Origin of the sequence: Phaeovulum sp. (assembly GCF_047638075.1) — a bacterium.
Classification (GTDB): domain Bacteria; phylum Pseudomonadota; class Alphaproteobacteria; order Rhodobacterales; family Rhodobacteraceae; genus UBA6197.
In genome coordinates this window covers 13,111-34,883 of record NZ_JBLJBV010000104.1, presented here as the reverse complement: position 1 = coordinate 34,883, position 21,773 = coordinate 13,111, and the positions used below count along the sequence as shown (strand labels likewise).

At 62.5% G+C, this 21,773-nt stretch carries 23 protein-coding genes; 11 read left to right on the top strand and 12 right to left on the bottom strand.

Features of this window, described 5'->3' with window-relative positions:
• Nucleotides 1–77 precede the first annotated feature (77 nt).
• Both ACM62R_RS15475 and ACM62R_RS15470 read left to right on the top strand, forming a co-directional pair.
• Nucleotides 78–1,235 (top strand): serine hydrolase domain-containing protein, encoded by a 1,158-nt coding sequence (locus ACM62R_RS15475; protein ID WP_415184943.1) that lies wholly within the window; start codon nt 78–80, stop codon nt 1,233–1,235.
• Between the two features lie 15 nt (nt 1,236–1,250).
• Nucleotides 1,251–1,625: a DUF2237 family protein gene (locus tag ACM62R_RS15470; RefSeq protein WP_415184942.1), complete on the top strand. Its 375-nt coding sequence runs from the start codon at nt 1,251–1,253 to the stop codon at nt 1,623–1,625.
• 45 nt (nt 1,626–1,670) lie between these two features.
• On the opposite strand, the gene irr is transcribed toward ACM62R_RS15470, so the two are convergent.
• A complete protein-coding gene (gene irr / locus ACM62R_RS15465; protein ID WP_415184941.1) occupies nt 1,671–2,087 on the bottom strand; it encodes a Fur family transcriptional regulator Irr in 417 nt (138 codons plus the stop codon).
• Between the two features lie 182 nt (nt 2,088–2,269).
• Between irr and fabA the strand changes: the two genes are divergently transcribed.
• From fabA to ACM62R_RS15450, 3 genes are read left to right on the top strand one after another with little or no spacing between them, the layout of a single operon-like run.
• Nucleotides 2,270–2,779, top strand: a complete 510-nt coding sequence (gene fabA, locus ACM62R_RS15460; RefSeq protein ID WP_415184940.1) for a bifunctional 3-hydroxydecanoyl-ACP dehydratase/trans-2-decenoyl-ACP isomerase — start codon at nt 2,270–2,272, stop codon at nt 2,777–2,779.
• Between the two features lie 22 nt (nt 2,780–2,801).
• Complete coding sequence (gene fabB / locus ACM62R_RS15455; RefSeq protein WP_415184939.1) at nt 2,802–4,031, top strand: beta-ketoacyl-ACP synthase I; 1,230 nt, start codon at nt 2,802–2,804, stop codon at nt 4,029–4,031.
• 6 nt (nt 4,032–4,037) lie between these two features.
• Complete coding sequence (locus tag ACM62R_RS15450) at nt 4,038–4,826, top strand: enoyl-ACP reductase (protein WP_415184938.1); 789 nt, start codon at nt 4,038–4,040, stop codon at nt 4,824–4,826.
• A gap of 4 nt (nt 4,827–4,830) precedes the next feature.
• Here ACM62R_RS15450 and ACM62R_RS15445 read toward each other — a convergent pair whose 3' ends face one another.
• Nucleotides 4,831–5,430: a hypothetical protein gene (locus tag ACM62R_RS15445; RefSeq protein WP_415184937.1), complete on the bottom strand. Its 600-nt coding sequence runs from the start codon at nt 5,428–5,430 to the stop codon at nt 4,831–4,833.
• A 109-nt stretch (nt 5,431–5,539) separates the two neighbouring features.
• Here ACM62R_RS15445 and ACM62R_RS15440 point away from each other — a divergent pair, with 109 nt between their 5' ends.
• Nucleotides 5,540–6,406, top strand: a complete 867-nt coding sequence (locus tag ACM62R_RS15440; RefSeq protein WP_415184936.1) for an alpha/beta fold hydrolase — start codon at nt 5,540–5,542, stop codon at nt 6,404–6,406.
• Between the two features lie 133 nt (nt 6,407–6,539).
• Here the strand turns inward: ACM62R_RS15440 and ACM62R_RS15435 are convergent, their stop codons facing one another.
• From ACM62R_RS15435 to ACM62R_RS15395, 9 genes are all read right to left on the bottom strand, one after another.
• A complete protein-coding gene (locus tag ACM62R_RS15435) occupies nt 6,540–7,922 on the bottom strand; it encodes a DEAD/DEAH box helicase (RefSeq protein WP_415184935.1) in 1,383 nt (460 codons plus the stop codon).
• Between the two features lie 192 nt (nt 7,923–8,114).
• On the bottom strand, nt 8,115–8,564 hold the full coding sequence (gene dtd, locus ACM62R_RS15430) for a D-aminoacyl-tRNA deacylase (protein ID WP_415184934.1): 450 nt from the start codon (nt 8,562–8,564) through the stop codon (nt 8,115–8,117).
• Nucleotides 8,561–9,484: a carbohydrate kinase family protein gene (locus tag ACM62R_RS15425; RefSeq protein ID WP_415184958.1), complete on the bottom strand. Its 924-nt coding sequence runs from the start codon at nt 9,482–9,484 to the stop codon at nt 8,561–8,563. The genes dtd and ACM62R_RS15425 overlap by 4 nt, the downstream gene beginning before the upstream one ends.
• Before the next feature lie 160 nt (nt 9,485–9,644).
• Nucleotides 9,645–10,751, bottom strand: coding sequence for a primosomal protein N' (replication factor Y) - superfamily II helicase (locus ACM62R_RS15420; protein WP_415184933.1), 1,107 nt, complete (start codon nt 10,749–10,751; stop codon nt 9,645–9,647).
• 9 nt (nt 10,752–10,760) lie between these two features.
• Nucleotides 10,761–11,879: an SPFH domain-containing protein gene (locus tag ACM62R_RS15415; protein WP_415184932.1), complete on the bottom strand. Its 1,119-nt coding sequence runs from the start codon at nt 11,877–11,879 to the stop codon at nt 10,761–10,763.
• 18 nt (nt 11,880–11,897) lie between these two features.
• A complete protein-coding gene (locus ACM62R_RS15410; RefSeq protein WP_415184931.1) occupies nt 11,898–12,857 on the bottom strand; it encodes a DUF2927 domain-containing protein in 960 nt (319 codons plus the stop codon).
• Between the two features lie 20 nt (nt 12,858–12,877).
• A complete protein-coding gene (locus tag ACM62R_RS15405) occupies nt 12,878–14,062 on the bottom strand; it encodes a toxic anion resistance protein (protein ID WP_415184930.1) in 1,185 nt (394 codons plus the stop codon).
• A complete protein-coding gene (locus tag ACM62R_RS15400; protein WP_415184929.1) occupies nt 14,059–14,964 on the bottom strand; it encodes a 5-bromo-4-chloroindolyl phosphate hydrolysis family protein in 906 nt (301 codons plus the stop codon). Before ACM62R_RS15400 ends, ACM62R_RS15405 begins: the two co-directional genes overlap by 4 nt.
• Nucleotides 14,965–15,226: 262 nt before the next feature.
• The gene (locus ACM62R_RS15395) at nt 15,227–16,882 is read right to left on the bottom strand and encodes a pseudouridine synthase (RefSeq protein WP_415184928.1); all 1,656 of its coding nucleotides are present in this window, start codon (nt 16,880–16,882) and stop codon (nt 15,227–15,229) included.
• A gap of 101 nt (nt 16,883–16,983) precedes the next feature.
• On the opposite strand from ACM62R_RS15395, the gene ACM62R_RS15390 reads away from it, so the two are divergent.
• Nucleotides 16,984–17,439, top strand: coding sequence for a nucleoside deaminase (locus ACM62R_RS15390; RefSeq protein WP_415184927.1), 456 nt, complete (start codon nt 16,984–16,986; stop codon nt 17,437–17,439).
• 92 nt (nt 17,440–17,531) lie between these two features.
• Here ACM62R_RS15390 and ACM62R_RS15385 read toward each other — a convergent pair whose 3' ends face one another.
• Complete coding sequence (locus tag ACM62R_RS15385) at nt 17,532–18,227, bottom strand: metal-dependent hydrolase (RefSeq protein ID WP_415184926.1); 696 nt, start codon at nt 18,225–18,227, stop codon at nt 17,532–17,534.
• 140 nt (nt 18,228–18,367) lie between these two features.
• Between ACM62R_RS15385 and gatC the strand changes: the two genes are divergently transcribed.
• The 4 genes from gatC to ACM62R_RS15365 are packed head-to-tail and all read left to right on the top strand — an operon-like array spanning nt 18,368 to nt 21,588.
• Entirely contained in the window at nt 18,368–18,655 is a 288-nt protein-coding gene (gatC, locus tag ACM62R_RS15380; protein WP_415184925.1) for an Asp-tRNA(Asn)/Glu-tRNA(Gln) amidotransferase subunit GatC, read from the top strand.
• On the top strand, nt 18,652–20,133 hold the full coding sequence (gene gatA, locus ACM62R_RS15375) for an Asp-tRNA(Asn)/Glu-tRNA(Gln) amidotransferase subunit GatA (RefSeq protein WP_415184924.1): 1,482 nt from the start codon (nt 18,652–18,654) through the stop codon (nt 20,131–20,133). Before gatC ends, gatA begins: the two co-directional genes overlap by 4 nt.
• A 28-nt stretch (nt 20,134–20,161) precedes the next feature.
• A complete protein-coding gene (locus ACM62R_RS15370; protein WP_415184923.1) occupies nt 20,162–20,899 on the top strand; it encodes a hypothetical protein in 738 nt (245 codons plus the stop codon).
• Between the two features lie 2 nt (nt 20,900–20,901).
• Entirely contained in the window at nt 20,902–21,588 is a 687-nt protein-coding gene (locus ACM62R_RS15365) for an N-acetylmuramoyl-L-alanine amidase (RefSeq protein ID WP_415184922.1), read from the top strand.
• Nucleotides 21,589–21,773 lie beyond the last annotated feature (185 nt).

Here is a 21,773-nt window from a genome sequence, read left to right as displayed (position 1 = left end):
GCCGCTTTGGGGGCATTACCCAAGACAGCCTTGCGATATGCTTGCCCGCATGGTTCCCTCTGAACGGGGGGATGGCCATGCGGTTTATACGATTTGCCTTGCGGGCGCTTTTGGTTCTGGCGCTGATCCTTGGGGTGGCGGCCCTTTGGAAGCGTGACGAGCTTGCGCGGCTGCTGGCCGTCAACAGCCTGTTTGCAGCAGATAAAATTACGGAAAATTTTTCCCATATGGACCGGCTGTTCCTGACCCGCCCCTTGCCGCGCGGCGATGGCCCGGTATCGGCCTTGCCAATGGGGGATGCTATCGATCTGCCGGCGGGCATGCCGGCCTGGATTGATGCACGCTGGGTCACTGCGATGGTTGTGCTGAAAGAGGGTCATCTGGTGCATGAGGCCTATTACCGCGGCACGGCGCCCAACGATTTGCGGATTAGCTGGTCGGTGGCCAAAAGTTTCCTCTCGGCGCTGTTCGGTACGCTTCATGCAGACGGCACCATCCCTGACCTGGATGCGCAGGTGGTGGATTATGCGCCGTTGTTGAAAGGCTCGGCCTACGACGGGGCGACAATCCGCGATGTGCTTACCATGTCTTCCGGTGTTTCATTCAATGAGGACTATCTGGATTTCAATTCTGATATCAATCGGATGGGGCGGGTTCTGGCGCTGGGCGGCACGATGGATGGCTTTGCGGCGGCGCTATCTGCCAGAGCGGCGGAACCGGGCAGCCGGATGCATTATGTGTCGATTGATACGCATGTGCTGGGCATGGTGATTGCCGGCGCCAGCGGGCGCGATCCTGCGGATTTGCTGGATGAGCGGATCATTCAACCTCTGGGCCTGGAAGCGGCGCCCTATTACCTGACCGATGGGGAGGGTGTGTCCTTTGTGCTGGGCGGGCTGAATCTTACCACGCGCGATTATGCGCGGTTGGGGCAGCTTTTCTTGCAGCGGGGTCAGTGGCTGGGGCGACAGATCGTGCCCGCCGATTGGGTGGCGAAATCTACGGCATTGCAGGCGCCGGGTGGGGCGGGATACGGTTACCAGTGGTGGGTGCCGGTCGATAGTGCCGCGCATGGAGATGACTATTTCGCCCACGGGATCTATGGCCAATATATCTACATCAACCCGGCCCATGAGGTGGTGATTGCGGTAAATTCGGCCGACAGGGGTTTCAGGGAACCGGGTGTGGATGATGAAAACCTGGCGCAGTTGCGCGCATTGGCCGAAAGCCTTTGAGGCAAGGGGGGGCGAATGGAGAAGCTACCGGCGGTAAATGTTCTGGGCGGGGTTCTGGCCCCCTGCTCGGTGATGCCGCGCACCGGATTTTTCCGCGACGGGGTATGTAACACCTGCTTTGAAGACCGTGGCAGTCATACCGTCTGCGCGCTGATGACAGCTGAATTTCTGGCGTGGTCGGCCTATATCGGCAATGATCTGACGACACCGCGCCCGGAACTGGGGTTTGCGGGCCTGCGCCCTGGCGATCACTGGTGCCTTTGTGCCGCGCGCTTTCTGGAAGCCCATGACGAAGGCTGCGCGCCGCTGGTTCGGCTGGAGGCAACCCACCGGGAGGCTCTGGCGATCATACCGCTGGAAGTGCTGCAGATTTACGCGCAATCTGAATAAAAAAGCCCGCCAAACGGGCGGGCCATTGGGATAACTGTCTGGCACTTAAATCTTGCGAACGCGAATTACCACGTCAACCCGCGTAACCTCGGCCCCGGCGGGGGCCTTGGGCAGGCGGGTGATCTCAAGATCTTCGGCGGGTGCATCGGTAATTTCCGAGGTATCTTCCCAGAAGTAATGCGGATGATCATCCATTCGCGTATCAAAGTAAGAACGCGCCCCGTCAACGGTGATTTCCTGCATCAACCCCGCTTCGCAAAATGCGCGAAGCGTGTTGTAGACGGTGGCCAAAGATACCGCCTCGCCATTATTGCGTGCGCTGGCATAAAGCCCTTCGGCGGTAACGTGGCGGTTGTTTCCGTCACCGATCAGCAACGAGGCCAAGGATAGGCGTTGCCGCGTGGGGCGCAAGCCGCCGTCCGCCAGCCATTTCTGCCCGCGTTCTGCTGCAATGGTCTTCATCGTATTCTTTCCGATCATGTAACGTGATTATAACGCGCCATCGAGACTTATTTCAATGCCAAACTATGGCCCTTTGCCCCGGTCCGCCTGTTCAGGTGGCCATCTGCGGCACTTGCTTAGGATTGCAGGCGGATGATAAAGGAATGGAAAAGCAAAGACCAATCACGGGGGAATGAGGTCTGATGACAGGGTATCCGACGCGCTTTGAGCGGGAAGATCTGTTGAAATGCGCGCGCGGCGAGCTGTTCGGGCCGGGCAATGCCCAATTGCCGGAACCGCCCATGCTGATGATGGACCGGATCACCGATATTTCGGCCGATGGTGGCCTGCACGGCAAGGGCCATGTGGTTGCTGAATTCGACATTACCCCTGATCTGTGGTTTTTTGACTGCCACTTTCCCGGCAATCCGATCATGCCGGGCTGCCTGGGCCTGGACGGTCTGTGGCAGTTGACCGGTTTCAATCTGGGCTGGCGCGGCTGGCAGGGGCGCGGCTACGCCTTGGGCGTGGGTGAGGTCAAACTGACCGGCATGGTGCGCCCTGACCGCAAGATGCTGACCTACAAGGTGGATTTCACCAAGGCGATCCAGACCCGGCGCCTGACCATGGGCGTGGCTGACGGTATTGTCGAAGCCGACGGCGAAGTGATCTATATCGTCAAGGATATGAAAGTCGCTCTTTCTGAGAGCTGACCCCAAGCAAGGAGGCCGCTTTATGCGCCGCGTCGTCATCACCGGAATCGGGATCATCTCGCCCATCGGCAACAGCGCCGAAGAAGTCACCGAAAGCCTGCGCACGGGCCGTTCGGGCATCGTAGCCGCCCCCGACTACGCCGAACATGGGTTCCGCAGTCAGGTGAAGGGTCAGCCCAACATCGTGCTGGAGGACCATATCGACAAGCGCAACCTGCGTTTCATGGGGCCGGGTGCGGCCTATAACTTTCTGTCGATGGAACAGGCGATCCGCGATTCCGGGCTGGAAGAGGCTGATGTTTCCAACCCGCGTACTGGCCTGATCATGGGGTCTGGCGGACCCTCGACCTCAAACTTCTTTCTTGCGCACCAAACGGTTATCGAAAAAGGCGCGCCCAAGAGGATGGGCCCGTTCATGGTAACCCGCTGCATGAGCAGCACCAACTCGGCCTGCCTTGCGACGCCGTTCAAGATCAAGGGGGTGAACTATTCGATCACCTCCGCCTGTTCCACCAGCGCGCATTGCATCGGCAACGGTGTCGAGCAGATCCAGATGGGCAAGCAGGACATAGTCTTTGCCGGCGGCGGAGAAGAGCTGGACTGGACGCTATCGTGCCTGTTTGACGCGATGGGCGCAATGTCGTCGAAATATAACGACACCCCCACGCAGGCCAGCCGCGCCTTTGACGCCAACCGCGACGGATTCGTCATTGCGGGCGGCGGCGGCGTTGTGGTGCTGGAAGAGCTTTCACATGCATTGGCGCGGGGCGCCAAAATCTACGGCGAAGTCACCGGATACGGCGCCACCTCGGACGGGCACGACATGGTCGCCCCATCGGGTGAGGGTGGCGAACGCTCGATGCGGCTGGCGGTGGCGACCCTGCCCGAGGGCCGCAAAGTCAGCTATATCAACGCCCACGGCACCTCGACCCCTGCTGGCGACGTGACCGAGGTTGAGGCCGTCCGCCGCGTCTTTGGCGAGGGCAATGTACCGCCGATTTCCTCGACCAAATCGCTGACCGGCCACAGCCTTGGCGCGACCGGCGTGCATGAGGCGATCTATAGCCTGTTGATGATGAAAGAGAAATTCATTGCAGCCTCAGCCAATGTCGTGACTCTGGATCCCGCCATCCGCCCCGAAGAAATTGCCACCACGCTGCGCGAAGGCGTCGAAATTGACAGCGTTTTGTCCAATAGCTTCGGTTTCGGCGGCACCAACGCTACGCTGCTGATGAGCAAGTTTGAAGGATAATCGGACATGGCCGATCTGATGAAGGGCAAACGCGGCCTTGTGATGGGGGTGGCGAATGAACGCTCGATCGCGTGGGGCATTGCCTCGGCGCTGCGGCGCGAAGGGGCAGAACTGGCGTTTTCCTATCAGGGCGAGGCGTTCGGCAAGCGGGTTGAACCGCTGGCCGCCTCGGTTGGGTCAAACCTGTTGGTCGATGTTGATGTAAACAATGACGACAGCCTTGATGCGGCTTTCACGCGGCTCAAGTCGGAATGGGGTACGATGGATTTTCTGATCCACGCCATTGCCTATTCGGACAAGAACGAACTGACCGGCCGTTTCATCAACACCAGCCGCGACAACTTCAAGAACTCATTGGCAATTTCGTGTTACTCCTTCATTGACGTGTCACGCCGCGCTTCGGAAATGATGCCGGATGGCGGCAGCCTGATTACCCTGACCTATGGCGGCTCAAACCGGGTGACGCCGTTTTACAATGTCATGGGTGTGGCCAAGGCGGCGCTCGAATCCTCGGTCCGCTATCTAGCCAACGATCTTGGCCCCGACGGTATCCGCGTCAACGCAATCTCGCCCGGCCCGATGAAGACGTTGGCGGGGGCGGCCATCGGCGGCGCGCGCAAGACCTTTCGCCACACCGAGGCCAACGCGCCCTTGCGTCAGAACGCCACGCTTGAGGCCGTAGGGGGGGCTGCGGTGTTTTTGTGCTCTGACTACGGCAACTGCACCACCGGCGAGATTGTGACGGTGGATTGCGGCTACCACGTTCTGGGCATGCCGCAGCCGGAAAACATTTGACGGCTTAGTTGGCGGTGTCTGCCGTCTTGCGCAGCGCCGCCCGCAACGCCTCCTGCCGGGTCAGATAGCCCTCTGCGTCGCCATAATCGGCAAAGTTGGGGTAATGTTCATGCACGCCGGTCACGCGCGCGGCGTGTTTGATCGGGCACCAGTATTGTTCGGTTCGGGCCGCCACCTCTCGGGCATAGGCCAACAGCCCGTTGCCATAGCCGCAATAGACACAGTTCAGTTTCTGCACCCCGTTCAGATACCCCAGTTGCTGACGATCAATCACGATGTAATCCCGCCGCCGCACTTTTGGAATGCGGTAGACCGGAAAGCAGATGGCTTGATAGACGATCAGGGAAATATCCAACAAAACAAATGGGATAATCAGTGAATAGATCACCGGCGCGGTCAAGGCGACCAGGATCCGCGTGCGCCGCAAAAATACCCATAGCCGTATCCGCGCGGCGCGGTGTGCCTCTTGGACGCCTTCCTCAAAGATAACGCGGCCTTTCTCGACCCGGTATCTCAACGCGGCGCGGCGTTCGTCAAAGGCGGCTTCAAGCTCGTCTTGCATGTCGTGCAGACGTGCAAGCAATGCGTCGATCCGTGGGGTCATGGCTGCCTCCGTTTGCGGCGATGAAAGCACATACCGCCGCGTGACCCAAGCCCCTTTCCCCCGGCGGCGCGCTGTGCCACCTTTCCCCCGATCAAAGCCGGAGGACCCCATGACCCAAAGCCATTTCATCGCCGCTGACGGCGCCCGCCTTGCCTTTCGTGACCAGGGGGCCGGCCTGCCGGTAATTGCACTGGCGGGGTTGACGCGCACCGGAGAGGATTTTGACTATCTGGCCCCGCATCTTGCCGATGTGCGCCTGATCCGCCCGGATTACCGGGGGCGCGGAGGCTCGGACTGGACCGGCGCGGCCAGCTATACCGTGCCACAAGAAGCGCATGATGTGGTTGCGCTGATGGATCATCTGGGGCTGGAAAAAGCCGCCATATTAGGAACTTCGCGGGGTGGGTTGATCGGCATGCTGATGGCCGTCATGGTCAGGGACCGGATGTTGGGGCTATGTCTGAACGACGTGGGGCCAGTGATCGAGAAGGCGGGGTTAGAGCGGATCTTTGACTATGTGGGGCGCAATCCGCGTGCCAAGAGCTATGATGAATTGGCCGCGCAATTGCCGGGGCTGATGCCGGGGTTTGCAAATGTTCCCGCCAGCCGTTGGGCAGACGAGGTGCGCCACCACTACATCGAGGGGCCCAAAGGCCTGCGGATCAACTATGACCCCACCCTGAGAGAAGCATTCCTGGCGGCGTTCCAAGGGGAAGAGGTGGATCTGTGGCCGCTATTTGATGCGGCAAAGGGGATGCCCACTTGTTTGATCCGGGGGCAAAACTCTGATCTTCTGGGGCCGGTGACTACCAAGGAAATGCAGACGCGGCGTCCGGACATGATTTTTGCCGAAGTGCCTGATCGTGCGCATATCCCCTTTCTGGATGAGCCGGAAGCCTTGTCAGCCATCAAGGCGTGGCTGCGACAGATCGAAGATAATGGTGCGACAAAGCCGCGGGCACTATCATTGAAATAGCATAAATCAAACCTGTTTACGTTGCGCCGGCGCGCAGTGAAACAGATCTGGATACGCAGGCGCCATTGGCGGTTTATCCCCGCCAATGGTGTCAGTTTGCTTGAAAAGCCGTTAGAATACCTGCTTTGCGTGTTTACGCGGCCTGTTCGCGGCGTGGTTTGCGCGAGGGGCGGCGTGCCGGGCGGGCATTGCCGCCATCGGCTTTTGCACCGGCCTTCTGACCCTGCGTTTTGCGCCCCTGCGGTTTTCCCGCGCTTGGCTTGCTCAGGTTCGGTTTGCCGTGTGGCCGCGCACCTGATGGCTTTTGCCCCGGTTTGCGCGCCTGCTCGCCGGTGTTGACATGCGGCGCGCCACCGATGATCGGAATTTCGCCCTTCATCGCCTTTTCAATGGCGCGAAGATCACCCATTTCCAACGGTGCGCAGAACGCCACGGCCTTGCCATCACGGCCCGCCCGCGCGGTGCGGCCAATCCGGTGGACGTAGTTTTCAGGCACGTTCGGCAGATCGTAGTTGTAGACATGCGCGACCTCGGGGATATCAAGCCCCCGTGCCGCCACATCGGTTGCCACCAGCACTTCGATTTCACCGGCGCGGAACGCGGCAAGCGCACGTTCGCGCTGCCCCTGGCTCTTGTTGCCGTGAATGGCGGTCACGTTGAAGCCCCAGCCGGTCAGCAATTTGGTCAGCTTGTCCGACCCGTGCTTGGTGCGGTTAAAGACCACGGCCAATTCCTTGGGGTGCTTGGCCAGATACTCGGCCAGCAGCGTCGCCTTTTCGCCCTGGGTGGTGAAATGCACGCCCTGCTTGATCTTCTCGACGGCCTTGCCCGGAGGGGCGACCTGCACCTTCACCGGATCATTGAGGTAGCTGGAGGCCAGTTCTTCCATCAGCTTCGGCATGGTGGCCGAAAACAGCATCGTTTGGCGGTCCTGCGGGATCAGCCGGGCGATTTTGCGCAGCGCATGGATGAACCCGATGTCGAGCATCTGGTCGGCCTCGTCCAGCACCAGAAACTTGGTTTCCTCCAGCGTCAGGGCGCGGCGGTCCAACAGGTCCAGCAGGCGGCCCGGCGTGGCGATCAGCACATCTACCCCGCGGGCCAGCCGCTCGGACTGCACGTTGATCGAGGCGCCACCCACAACGCGGAAAATCCGCACCGGGGCGCCGGCCGCATAGGCGGTCAGGTTATCGGAAATTTGCGTTGCCAGTTCGCGCGTTGGCGCTAAAATAAGGCCGCGCACCGTTTTCGGGGCAGGGCGTTTGCCATGCGCCAGAATCCGGGTCAACATCGGCAGGCCAAAGGCGGCCGTCTTGCCGGTGCCGGTCTGCGCAAGGCCCAGCAGGTCGCGCCCGGCGATGATCGCGGGAATGCCCTGCGCCTGAATCGGCGTGGGCTTTTCCAGCCCCATCGCGGCCAGGTTTTGCAAAAGTTGGGGCGCAAGCCCCAGATTGTCGAAATTATCCAAAGTGTCGTCTTTCTGAACGGCGCGGCTTTGCGCACCAAAATATGTCATAGCCCCGAGAAATCGGGGCCGAGGGGCGGGGCGCAGATCACTGATCTGCTGGACCCCCGCGTGACATGGGAACCTGATTGGCCGGGTCCGGGTGCGCATTGGCACGGGCTGCTCACGCGGCAGCAAACATCGGCTGACCCCCAAATGGGGCAATGCGGCGCAAAAGTCAAGGGTTATGACCTTTTGCCCCCGCTAGCCCCGCTCGGCGGTATCCATCCAGATTGTGACCGGCCCGTCATTCAGCAGGCTCACGGCCATATCGGCGCCAAATTCGCCGTTCTCAACCGCCAGCCCTTCGGCGCGCAGCCTGTCGCTGAAATAGTGGTAAAGGTGTTCGCCGTCTTTGGGGGCGGCCGCGGTTGAAAACCCGGGCCGGTTTCCGCGCGCCGTATCGGCGGCCAGCGTGAACTGGCTGACCACCAGCGCCGCCCCGCCTGCATCCTTGACTGACAAATTCATCTTGCCGTCCGCATCCCTGAAGATCCGCAGCTTGGCAATCTTGGCCGCCAACTTGTCAGCCTCCGCCTCGGTATCGCCCGCCATCGCGCAGATCAGCACCAACAGCCCCGGCCCGATCTGCCCGGTCAATCTACCGGCTACCTCAACCTGCGCATGGGCCACCCGCTGGATCAGCGCCCTCATGTCAGTTCCGCCGCCCAAGGCGGGTTGGCCCCCGCGCGACTGACCGTAACCGCCGCCGCCGCGATGCCCAGATCAAGACAGGCGCGGATCAACCCGGCATCAGCCACAGCCACAGCCGCCTTGTCCAGCGCCCCGGCCCGGTCCAAGGCCGCCAGAATGCCCGCGTTGAACGTATCGCCAGCGCCAACGGTATCCGCGACCGTCACCTTGCGCGCCGGGGCAAACACCGCGTCGCGTGCCGTAAACCCATGCGCGCCCTTGGCCCCTTCGGTGACAAATACCAGCTTTGGCCCGCGCGCCAACACGGCCTGCGCAGCTTGGGCCATGTCGCCAGGCCCTTCCAGCCAGACCAGATCCTCATCCGATAGTTTCACGATATCGGCCACACTCATCATCCGCGCCAACCGCGCCCGGTAGGCGGCCTCATCGGTCACGAATCCGGGGCGGATATTGGGGTCGATCATCACCAATCGCGCGCCTGCCTCGCGCAGGCACAGCGCTTCATAAGCCGAACCGCAAGGCTCGCCCACCAGCGATATTCCCCCAAAGAACAGCGCCTTGACCGCAGCGGGTAACGCGGGCAGATCCTGCGGGCGCAGCATCCGGCCGGCCGTGTTCTCATCGTAAAACGCGTAAGAGGCGTGGCCCCCCACCAGCTTCACAAAGGCCAACGTCGTCGGCCTCGATGACCGATGGCTCAGCCCCGCATCCACGTTTGAGGCGGTCAGGCCCGCCTCCAGCATCTCGCCGAAAAGATCTGACGACAGGCCCGAGAAAAACCCCGCCCGGCATCCCAGCCGCCCCAGCGCCACGCCGGTATTGAACACAGCCCCCCCCGGATAGGGCGCAAACGCTGCCTCGCCTGCGGTTGTCTCGCGCGGCAGCATGTCGATCAGCGCTTCGCCGCAACTCAGGATCATGCCACTCTTCATTTACCAGCCCTTCGTGTTATCGCTAACGAAACCTTATCGCACCAAGACCCCGCCGGGCAATCATATGTGTTCACTTTGGTGTGGATATTCTTGGTCTGCCCTGCACAGGGTCCCCCGGGGGCGGGCAGCTACTGCCTGCCATAGTGCGTTATTGTTGCTGGCCAAAATACGCCCCAACGGCAATCACAATCACCACAACAGTCACGGCAAAGGCGATCTTCCATGCGGACCACGGCCGCTCGCCCTGAACGGCGCCGGTTTGGCCGTTGACCACAAAGCGAAAACTGCGGCCCCGGTATTTATAGGCAGCAGTCCAGATCGGCAGCAGGATGTGTTTGAACGTCTCGTCAGAATGAACGGTGTCAACCCGGTCCACGCGCTGTTCATCGCCGCCAATGTCGCGGCGCACATCCGAGGCGATCACATGCGCCATTTCGGCCCGCGCCAGATAATGCCCCTCGCGTAGCTCGACGGTATAGCCTTCTGCCTCGAACCCGGCCAGATAATCGGGTCGGTAGTCGCGCAATTTTGCCAGATCCCACGGGCGCAGCGCATCGGCGTAGGGCGTGGGCAAGGACCGTGCCGCATAGATCAGCACATCGTCAAACGCCCGCGCCACCCGCCCTGCGACCCGGTGCCAACGCACCTTACGCACCTGTTGCTGGCGCCGTTCGGTACGGCCATTGACCCGCACCATCACGGTTTCGGTCTCATAGTAATAATCGCCGCGCTGGCCCTGATATTGTGACCGGGTCTGTGCGTCAAAAGTCCAGTATGGCGCGTAAACCCCGGTCATCTTGCGCCCGCGCCGCGCGTATTTCGTCAACCCCGAGGGCGCAAACCAAAGCCGCCCCAGCCAGCGCCCCAACGCGGCGCGCGCTTCGGTTTCCTTCAGGACGAAAGGCACCACGCCCTGCGGTTTTATCAACCGTTTCGTGCCCGTATCCGCCACAACCGGAGTAGCACAAAACGGACATTCACTGGCATGAATAGCCCCTGCCAGCGCGATCAAAGAGCCACAATTCGGACATGATAGCGTCCGCTGTTCTTCAACTTCCAGTTCCGGTAGCTCAGCCCGTAGTGCGGCGGCCAGATCCAGTTCCACCAGTTGCGTGGTGCCGCGCCCGGTGGCGTGCGGAATCTCCTGGATGTGGCCGCAATGGTCGCAAACCAGCTGCGTTTCGCCGGGGGCAAAGCGCAGATCCGCGCCACAGGATTCGCAAGGGTAATGATGCTGCGCAGGTTTGGCCGACATGAAAAAACCTCAGCCCAGCGGCGGCGGCGGTGGGGCAATGGTGAAAAGCTGCGCCAGTTCGGCCACATCCTCGGCGCGTTTCCAACCATCTTGCCCCGGCGTCCAGACCAGTGTTTCGCGCGTCAGCCCGCCGTCGGTAACCAGACGGCCCATATGCCCGCGCCCAAAGGGGCCCTTCACCTCGGACCCTTCGGCCAGATGCCAGACCTTTTCCACGGGCGGCAAAGGCGGCGGCGATGCATAGGCCGGGGCGCTGGCTGCGGTTTGCGGCACCGCACCCCAAGGCCCCGGATGCGCCATCTGCTGGCCCAACCCCATGCCGATTCCGGCCCCCATCGCCGCGCCCATTGCACCACCCGCGCCGCCTGTGGCCATGGCCTCGGCGGCGTTGAACTGCATGTAGCGGGTCAGATCACCGGCAATGCCCATGCTGGTGCGCTTGTCCAAAACCTTCTCGACTTCTTCTGGTAAGCTGATGTTTTCAATGTAGAACTCTGGCAGGCTCAGGCCGTAGGCAGCAATCACCGGCTCAATCGCCTTGGTGACCAGCTTGCCCAGATCGGCGGTGTTGGCGGCCATGTCCAGAACCGGAATCCCGGCACCGGCGATAGCCCGCGAAAACTCTTGCACGATCACGTTGCGGATCTGAAAGCTGATCTCGTCAGCGGTGAATTCGCCGTCGGTTCCGACGATTTCGGACATGAAACGAGCCGGGTCTGACACGCGCATCGTATAGGTGCCGTAGGCGCGCAGACGGATCGGGCCGAATTCAGGATCGCGCGCGATGATCGGGTTTTTCGTGCCCCATTTCAGATCACCGATCCGGGTGGTGTTGATGAAATAGATTTCCGATTTGAACGGGCTGCGAAAGCCATGGTCCCAATGCTGCAAGGTTGTCATGATCGGAAGGTTGTTGGTTTCCAGCATGTAAAGCCCGGGCCCGAACACATCGGCCAATTGCCCTTCATGCACGAAAACCGCTGCCTGACCTTCGCGCACGGTCAGTTTGGCGCCGTATTTGATTTCGTGGCCCTCGCGTTCGAACCGCCAGACCATCGTGTCGCGGGTGTCATCGGTCCAGTGGATCACGTCGATGAATTCACCGGTCAGAAAGTCAAAGATCCCCATGGCTGGTCTCCTTCAAGGTCAACTGTCTCCGCCAAGCAATTCGGCGGCAATGGTTTCAACGATCGGCCGGGCCTCGGCCTCGGTCATGCCGGGGGTCAGGCGCCGGTCATAGAGGATGCGCAACAAGAGCTCATCATGGCGCGTCAGCAGCGCGAATTCCTCGTCGTCGTTGAAAATCGAGGGGCGGGCGCGCGGGCTGTCATTGGCCAACCCGAGCCCCTGCGCCAATTCTTCATGCAGGCACGACAGGCGCAAAACGTCAGGGTGCTCGCCGCGGATCACCGCCACCGCGCGGCTGTAAGTGGGGGCGTTGCCTTCGGAAAAGGCAAAGACCACGCAGAATGTGGCCGGCGACAGGTTGGTTATCGCGCGGATCGCGGTGGCGTCAATGCCGGGCACCAATTGCGCCAGACGCGGCCCGATTGCGCGGCGTTCGTTTTCGTTCAGCACCAGCACGGTGAAGTTCGCGGGGCTGGCCAAGCGCACAGAATGGCGTGTGGCCCCGGCAAGCTGCCCCGCATAGGCCGAGATGCTGGCCCGGTCCTTGGCCCGCTGCGCCTCGGGGATTGAGGCGCCGAATTCAACTGCCATGCGCACCGGCTTTTCCCAGCGGCGCAGGTGGCTGACGCTTTCGCGCGCGATGATGTTGCCGCCATGCGCGGTATACTCGTCATATAGCGCGATGCGGACAAAATTATCGACCAGTTGGCGCGCGGAGAAAGGTGCGTCGCGCGGGGCCACATCCTGACGCAGCAACCCTTGATCCAGCAGCGCCGCGCTGATCTGCGTGTAATAGGCGCGCATCGCGTCGCTTTCGGGCGAGGGCGGCACAATGCCACCCTCGGGGGCGGCTTTCGCGGGCGGCGCTGTCACGGGCGGGCCGTTCGTCGGGGCAAACAGCGACCCGTCGCACCCCGTCAGGGCCCCCGCCAGCACAAGCACCCCCGCAGCCCGCAGAGCGGTCCGAAACAGGGGCAAGGCAGGGTGGGGCGGCATGATCAGACCGCACCGCCGAGGGTGGCGCCGGTCTTGTCAGCCCGTGCGCTGGCCGCCGCCAGCGTGTTGCGCAATTCGGCCTCCATCTTCTTCAGGTCGGCCTCGGCGCTGGCGCGTTTGCGCTTGCCCTCATCCGCGATGCGCAGGCTGTCTTCGACGGTGGCAATCAGTTCGGCGTTGGCGGCTTTTACGGCCTCGATGTCGAACACGCCGCGTTCCATTTCCGCGCGCACGACCTGATTGGCCTGACGCAGATTTTTGGCGTTCGCGGTCAGCAGCTCATTGGTCAGATCGTTGGCTGCGCGCACCGCTTTGGCGGCTTCGGCGCTGCGCTGGATCGTCACCGCCTGCGCCAGCTGGGTTTCCCACAGCGGCACCGTGTTGACCAGTGTCGAGTTGATTTTTGTCACCAGCGATTTGTCGTTTTCCTGCACCAGCCGGATCGAGGGCAGGCTTTGCATCGTGACCTGCCGTGTCAGTTTCAGATCATGCACCCGCCGTTCCAGGTCGTCGCGCGCTGACCGCAAGTCGCGCAATTCCTGCGCGCGCATCACCTGATCGGCCTCGGCGGCGGCGGCCACGTCGGCCTCTTTCGCGGGGATCTCGGTCGCGTCCCACTCGCGCAGCTTTTCTTCACCGGCCGAGATGTAAAGCGCCAGTTCGTGGTAGAAATCGAGCGTCTTTCCGTAAAGATTATCCAGTGATTTGATGTCTTTAAGCAGTTTATGTTCGTGCCCCAGTAGATCATCGGTCACCTTGTCGATCTGCCCTTGCACATCTTCAAACCGCGCGAGGAAATTGGCAAAGGGGGCCGATCGACCCAAGAGCTTTTCCCACCAGCTGCGACTACGCCGCACATCCAGCTCTGACACCGAAAAGCCGCGGATCGTGGTTACGATCGTGCGCAGACTGTCGCCCGCTGGCCCCACGTCCTTGTTTTTCACATCGGCCAGCATCGCCTGGCTGATCACCTGCAATTCGCCTTGTGCGCGCGACCCGAAATTCACGATCGAGCCGCTATCGCTTATGTCGATCTCATTCATCCGGGTACGGATTTCGGCAGCCAGCGGCGCGGGCGCTTCGGCCAGCGGCACCAGATCGGACCCGGGTTCAGGCAGAATCACGGCTGTTACGGCCTCGACCTCGGTCAGGGACTGTGCGGCCTTTTCACGGATGGTATCGGTCATTTCACATCTCCACTTTCACGGGTCACTATTCCTTCGCGTGCCAGCCGGTCGCGCAGCACGTCAATCTCAACGTCCAGATCCTCGCGCCCGCCCGACATCAGGCTTGCGGTGCGGGCGGTAAAATTCGTTTCCAGATCGGTCAGCAGCGCCTCATAGGCGGTGCGCGCGTTTGGGTCGCGTGTGGCGGCCCAAAGGTCGGCAAACTTGGCCGTCGCGTCGCGCGCGCCCATCAGGTAGACGCCCATATATTTGCGCGCGGCGGTCAGGTCTGTCGGGTCATTTTCGACGGCGTGGAACAGGTCGCGCGCGGTGGCGGCGAACATTTCGACCCGCGCTTCCAGCCGGCGGTCGCCCGCGCGCAAGATTGCGTCTTTCATCGCGGCAAGGTGCTTTTCGCCTTCAGCCACCACCCGCGCTACGCGGTCTTGCTGGAACGGGTCGACCCCCTCCATGCCCTTGTCGCGTATCGGGTCCAGCCCAAAGGCCAGCAGATGCAGCACCAGCGCCGTCAACCCCAGCAGCAACGCACCGCCCAGCCCGGTATTGGTTGCGCCCAGCCCGATGCCCAGGCCAAACAGCACCGCGCCAAGCGCCTTGCGGGGCAGGGCAGGGCGACGGGCGGTTTTGCGCGCGTCATAGGCGGCCTCGGCGCGCAGCCCCTCGCGGGTGATCCAAGCGGCAGCGGCAATCGCGGCAAAGGCGGAAAGGCTAAAGGCCAGCACGCCCGGCCCATCGCCAAACGCGCCCAGCAGGAAGGGTATTGCCGCCATCACGGTCCAGAACGGGCGCCCCTCCAGCCGGTGGCGCGGCGGCGCTTGCAGCATTCGGCCCGTTGCCGTGCCCTTCGGGTCATGTTGCAGCGGGGTTTGCGGGCTGAATTTCCCGCCGAAACGTTCGGCCATCAGACGCTCCCCGTCAGCGCGACAGAAAAGGTCAGCGCCAGCAACAGGTAAAAGGCGATGCGCCGCACAGCGGTCTGAGACATTGGCCCCCCAAGCGTTAGGCCGGACGAAACTGTTTCCGGTCCTCATGTTATAGGGGCGATAGGGGCGCACTGCCAGTGTTTAGGGTGCCGCACAGCGGGAAAGAGGCGATGCAATTCCCGTTCTACGCCTCAATCAACGCCGCGCGCCTGATCGGCACGACAAAACCGCCAGTTTTGTGTCAGCCGCGGCCGCGTGGCCCCGGCTTGCCACCACCCGCACCGCGCGGCCCGCCGGCCGGTCTTGCTGCACCCGGCCTGCCCGAACCACCATGCGACTTGGACCCGGCCGCCCGGCCCCCACCCGCGCCCCCGCCATGCGACTTGAACCCGGCGGATTTGCCGCCCGGCTTACCGCCATAGGATTTGCCCGCCGGTTTGTCACCAAAGCTGCGCGGCTTGTCGCCATAGGATTTGCCCGCCGGTTTGTCGCCAAAGCTGCGCGGCTTGTCGCTATAGGGCTTGCCTGCCGGTTTGTCGCCAAAGCTGCGGCCTTCCGCACGCTCGCCATAGGATTTTCCGGCAGGCCGGTCGTCCGAACGCGCGGCGTGGGATTTGTATCCTGACGCCTTCACGCCGGGCCGTTCACTGTTGCTGCGCCCCTCGGACCGCTCGCCGTAGGGTTTGCTGCCCGGTTTGTCGCCAAGGCTGCGGCCTTCCGCACGCTCGCCGTAGGGTTTGTTGCTTTGGCTGCGTGCTGGTCTTGCGCCGCCGCCGGGGCCCTTGGCTGAGGGCTTTTCGGCGCTCCAGCGTGGTTTGCGCGACCCGTCGGCCGGGGCGTCGCCGCGCGGCCCAAAGGGCTTGTGCTCGCCCCCCTCGCGTGCCGGGCGGTCGCCGGCCTTATCGCCATAAGGCTTGCGCGCCGCATATCCGCCGCGCTCTCCCTCATCGCGGCGCGGCCGATCCCCGTAGGGTTTGCGGTCCCCGCCCTCACGCGGCGCTGCGCCAAAGCTTTTGCGGTCGCCACCCCGGCCACCATCTTCGCGCGGACGGCGCGGCCCTGCGCCTCTGTCGCCCTCATCGCGCCTTGGCGCGCGTTCGGGCGCATCGTCGTTGCCGGTCAGCAGCCGCTCGCCCAACTGGTCGCGCAAGACCTTGCGCTTGACCTCGACCACGGCACCCGGCTCCATTTCATTCAGCCGGAAGGGACCATAGCTGACCCGGATCAGACGGTTCACCACCATTTTCACCACCTCCATCGTGCGGCGAATCTCGCGGTTGCGCCCCTCGCGGATACCTACGGTCAGCCAGGCGTTGGCACCCTGTTGGCGATCAAGCGTGACCTCCATCGGCTGGAACTCCTCGCCGTCGATCACGATCCCGCGGCGTAGCGGATCAAAGGTGGCATTATCTGGCCGCCCGTTCACCCGGACGCGATATTTGCGCAGCCAGCCGGTTTCGGGCAACTCCAACCGCCGCTTCAACCCTCCGTCGTTGGTCAACAGCAACAACCCTTCCGAGTTGAGATCCAACCGCCCCACGCTCATTACCCGCGGCATGCCTTCGGGCAGCGTGTCAAACACCGTCTGCCGCCCCTTCTCATCCTTTTCCGAGGTCACAAGCCCCAGCGGCTTGTAATAAAGCCAGACCCGCGTTTCCTGCGGCGCGTCAATCGGCTTGCCGTCCAGCGTGACCTTGTCCTGGGGGCTGACATCCAGCGCCGGGCTGTCGATAACCTTGCCGTTGACCGAAACGCGCCCGGCAAGAACCATCTTCTCTGCATCGCGCCGCGAACAGATGCCCGCCCGCGCCATCACCTTCGCTACGCGCTCCGCTTCGGGGCGCTCCGCCTCGGCGTGCCCGGCCTTGGGGGAGGGGGTGACTTTTTCGGGTGCCATGACGGTTGCTCCTGACGGGGTGAAAGGCGCCTTCCTACATCCAAGCGGCGCAAAGGGAAAGTACCTTGCACAGGCGCCCCGTATAGGGCCACAAACAACGCATGACCCGGTTCAACAACCATATGGACACAGCCTTGGAAGAGGCGCGCGCCGCCGCCGCCCGTGGCGAGGTGCCAGTGGGTGCAGTGATTGTCGGCCCCGATGGCCGGATCGTGGCCCGTGCGGGAAACCGCACGCGGGAACTGAACGACCCCACCGCCCACGCAGAAATCCTTGCCATCCGTGCGGCCTGCGCTGCATTGGGCAGTGAACGTCTGCCCGGCCACGATCTTTATGTCACGCTCGAACCCTGCCCGATGTGCGCCGCCGCCCTCGCAACCGCGCGCATCGCCCGTCTTTACTATGCCGCCGCTGACCCCAAATCCGGCGGTGTCGCCCAAGGGCCACGCATTTTCACCCACCCCCAATGCCACCACCTTCCTGAGGTCTACGACGGGATCAACGCCCGGGCTTCCGAAGCTTTGCTGCGGGACTTTTTCGCATCAAGGCGCTTTTAACGCTTTTTTTTGGCTCAAATACTCCCGCCGGAGGCTCCCAAAGTTGAAGGTAGAAGCCTCCGGCGGGAGTATTTGAGCCAAAAAAAAGCCGGTCAGAGCTCTATTGGGACCAGCACCTCGGGTTCTACCACTCTCACCGCAGGGAGCCCGGCGATCAGGGCATCCGCGTTTTGTTCAAGAATGGGAAAGGTGCGGTAGTGGCACGGGATCACCGTCTTGAAGTTGAAATAGCGCTTGGCGGCGTAGGCGGCGCGTTTCATGTCCATTGTAAAGCGCCCTCCGGCGCTGAGGATGCCGATGTCGGGTTGGTGATACTCGCCCATCCAGTCCATATCGGCCATGATGTCTGTATCGCCAGAGATGTAAATCACATGGCCCTCGCCCGCGATCATGAAGCCCGCAGGAGACCCCCCACAGGAAGGGCGCCCCCCTTCATAGTCGATGCTTGAGGAGTGGGTGGCGTTGACCATTGTTATTTGCGCGCCCCCCAGCTCAATCGTGCCGCCTTTGTTGAAGCCAATTGTTTCGACCCCTTCTATCGCGCCCCATATTTCAGACAACTCATGAATGCAGGCGATGGGTAGGCCCTGTGTTCTGGCCAGGTCCAGTGCATCGCCCGCGTGATCGCCGTGGCCATGGCTCATCAGCAGATGGGTGGCTCCTTCGACCGCCTCGGCGCGCCCATTGTCGGGGAACATCGGGTTGCCGGTCATCCAGGGGTCGATCAGCAGCACTGCGCGCTCGATCTCAAGCCGGAATCCCGAATGGCCTAGCCATGTGAGTTTCATCGCGTTCTCCCGTCATCGCTTCTGTATTCAGCCTAGCGCGTCACGGGCGAAAGAAAAGGGGGCGTTGCGCGCCATGGCCAGCTATCTTGCACGAAAGGGGCTGGGGCGCTAAACCCGGCGCAACAAAACCGGAGACCCCCATGTCCATTGACATCGACACCGCGCGAAAAGTGGCGCATCTGGCCCGCATCGCGGTCCCCGAAGCCGAGCTTCCGGCCCTTGCCGGAGAGTTGTCGGGTATTCTTTCCTTCATGGAGCAACTCAATGAGGTCGATGTGACCGGGATCGAGCCCATGACCTCGGTCACCCCGATGCGTCTGAAGCGGCGCGAAGATGTGGTGACCGATGGCGGCTATCAGGCCAGGATTCTGTCGAACGCGCCTGATGCGCGCGAAGGGTTTTTTGCAGTGCCGAAGGTGGTCGAATGAGCGCGTTGAACAAACTGACCATTGCCGCCGCCCGTGACGCATTGCGCAAGGGCGATGTGAGCGCGGCTGAGCTGACCGACGCCTGTCTGGCCGAAATCGAGGGCGCGGGGGCGCTGAATGCCTTTGTGCATCACACGCCTGATATCGCGCGCAGTCAGGCCGCCGCCGCCGACCAGCGGATCAAGGCCGGGGCTGCGCCGGATATGTGCGGCATCCCCTTGGGCATCAAGGATCTTTTCTGCACCAAAGGTGTGCCATCGCAGGCGGCATCGAACATTTTGCGTGGTTTTAAGCCGGAATACGAATCAACCGTGACCCAAAACTTGTGGGATGCGGGCGCGGTGATGCTGGGCAAGCTGAACATGGATGAGTTTGCCATGGGCAGTTCAAACGAAAGCGCGTGCTATGGCAATGTGGTCAACCCCTGGAAAGTGGACGACCGGCAGCTGACGCCGGGCGGATCTTCGGGCGGGTCAGCCGCCGCTGTGGCCGCTGATCTGTGCCTTGCCGCGACCGGCACCGACACCGGCGGCTCTATCCGCCAGCCGGCCGCTTTTACGGGGATCGTGGGGATCAAGCCGACCTATGGGCGGGTGTCGCGCTGGGGGGTGGTGGCCTTTGCCTCGTCCCTGGATCAGGCAGGGCCGATGACCAAATCGGTGCGCGATGCGGCGATCATGCTGGGCGCAATGTGCAGCCATGACCCGAAAGATTCGACCAGCGCCGATATTGCGGTGCCTGACTTCGAAGCCGCCCTGACCGGCGATATTCGTGGCAAGAAGATCGGAATTCCGCTCGAATACCGGATGGACGGCATGCCCGCCGAGATTGAGGCGCTTTGGGCGACTGGCACCGCGATGCTGAAAGACGCCGGCGCCGAGATTGTTGATATCAGCCTGCCGCACACCAAATACGCGCTGCCGGCCTATTACGTCATCGCCCCTGCCGAGGCGTCCTCGAACCTCGCGCGCTATGACGGGGTGCGCTATGGCCACCGGGCGAAACTGGGCGCGGGCGACGGCATCACTGAAATGTATGAACGGACCCGCGCCGAGGGTTTTGGCAAAGAGGTTCAGCGCCGCGTGATGATCGGCACCTATGTGCTTAGCGCCGGGTTCTACGACGCCTATTATAACCGCGCCCGCAAGGTGCGCGCGCTGATCAAACGCGACTTCGATCAGGTGTTTGCCGACGGGATCGACGCGATCTTGACGCCCGCCACCCCGTCTTCGGCCTTCGGTCTGGGGGAAATGGCCAATGCCGACCCGGTTGAGATGTATCTCAATGACGTGTTCACGGTCACGGTCAACCTGGCGGGGCTGCCGGGGGTCGTGGTGCCTACCGGGCTTGATGCCAAGGGCCTGCCGATGGGGCTGCAACTGATCGGGCGGCCATGGCAGGAGGGTGATTTGCTTAATCACGCCCATGTGCTGGAACGTGCGGCGGGTTTTGCAGCCAAGCCGGGCAAATGGTGGTAGGGGGGCTGACCCCAAGGATGGTGATGTGATGCGCAAGACCCTTCTTATTCTTCCGGTGCTGGCAATCGCAGCCTGCCAGCCCGCCGTGCCCAATAGTGGCCCCGGCGTTGGTTTTGGGGATTACAGAGATTACCTTTCGCAGCGCGAAGCCGCGCTTCAGGGCCAGCGCCCGGCACCCGCAGCACCCCAGATGCAGGCCGCCAACGCTGGCGCGGTGCGGCTTGACTCGCTTGGCGCAACGTTGCCGCCCCGGTCGGGGGAAGCCCAGAACGCGCCGATGAATGCGATGGGTGCAGCGGTGGCGCCGGCCCCGGTGCAAAGCGGCCCCAGTGCGGTTGCGCAGGCCAATGCCGCACCGTTGCCGCGCGATTCCTCAGGGGCGGTGATCTCGGACGAGAACAATTTTGATGCTGTTGCCTCGCGCGAAACCATCGCCAGCGACAAGGCCAGAATGGAGGCGAACCGCGCCGCCTATCAGCAGATCCAGCCAGGTGCGCTGCCGCCCCGCAGTGGTGATACCGGACCAAACCTGGCCGCCTATGCGCTACAGGCAACCAACCGCCTGGGCGAGCCCGTCTGGAAGCGCGGCGGCCTGTCGCTAAGCAACCACACCCGCGCCTGTGCAAAGTTCACCTCGCTCGATCAGGCGCAGATCGCCTTTCTGAACCGGGGCGGGCCGCAAAAAGACCCCGGCAACCTGGACCCGGACGGCGATGGTTTCGCCTGCTTCTGGGACCCGACGCCGTTTCAGGCCGCGCGCCAGTAACGATGACTGCGGCCCAGACCCGCACGCCCGCCCCTTCGCCCAATCATGGGGCGCGCCGAGGTGGGGCGGTGCCCTCGCTGGTGGTGCTCCACTATACCGCCATGCAAAGCCTTGCGGCTGCGCGTGACCGGCTTTGTGACCCCGCGCATGAGGTATCCGCGCATTGGTTGATCGGCGAGGATGGCACCACCGAGCCGCTGGTCGACGAATCGCGCCGTGCCTGGCACGCGGGGGCGGGCGAATGGCGGGGCGCGCAGGATGTGAACTCGCGTTCGATCGGGATTGAGCTGGCCAATACCGGCGATGCGCCCTTTCCCGAACCGCAGATGGCGGCGCTTGAGGCTTTGCTTGCCGGGATCCTTGGCCGCTGGTCAATTCCGCCCGAAGGTGTGATTGCCCATTCCGATATGGCGCCCGATCGTAAACGCGACCCCGGCCCGCGCTTTGACTGGCACAGGCTTGCGTTGGCGGGGCTTTCGGTCTGGCCAGATCCGCAGTCGGCAATTGCAAGAAATGACACTGCCCAATCCTTCGCCGGCTATGCCCGTGCCTTCGGATACCCCGAAGCCCCGGCTGAGGTTTTGCTGGCCGCTTACCGCATACGCTTCCGTCCTTGGGCGCGCGGGCCAGTATCGGCTGAAGATTTACATGCCATCGCAGATCTTGCCCGCCGCTACCCGTGTGTTTAACCGCAACCGGGGCAGGGGGCGCTGCCCCCTCGGCGCGGAATCCGCGCCTCACCCCCGGAGTATTTTGACCAAAAAAAAGCGCGAAAAAGCTCTTTGGCTTTTTTTTGGCCTAAATACTCATCTACCGCCCACCATGCGGCACGACTGGCAGGGTGATGCCCATTGACCCAAGCATTCCGCAGGCT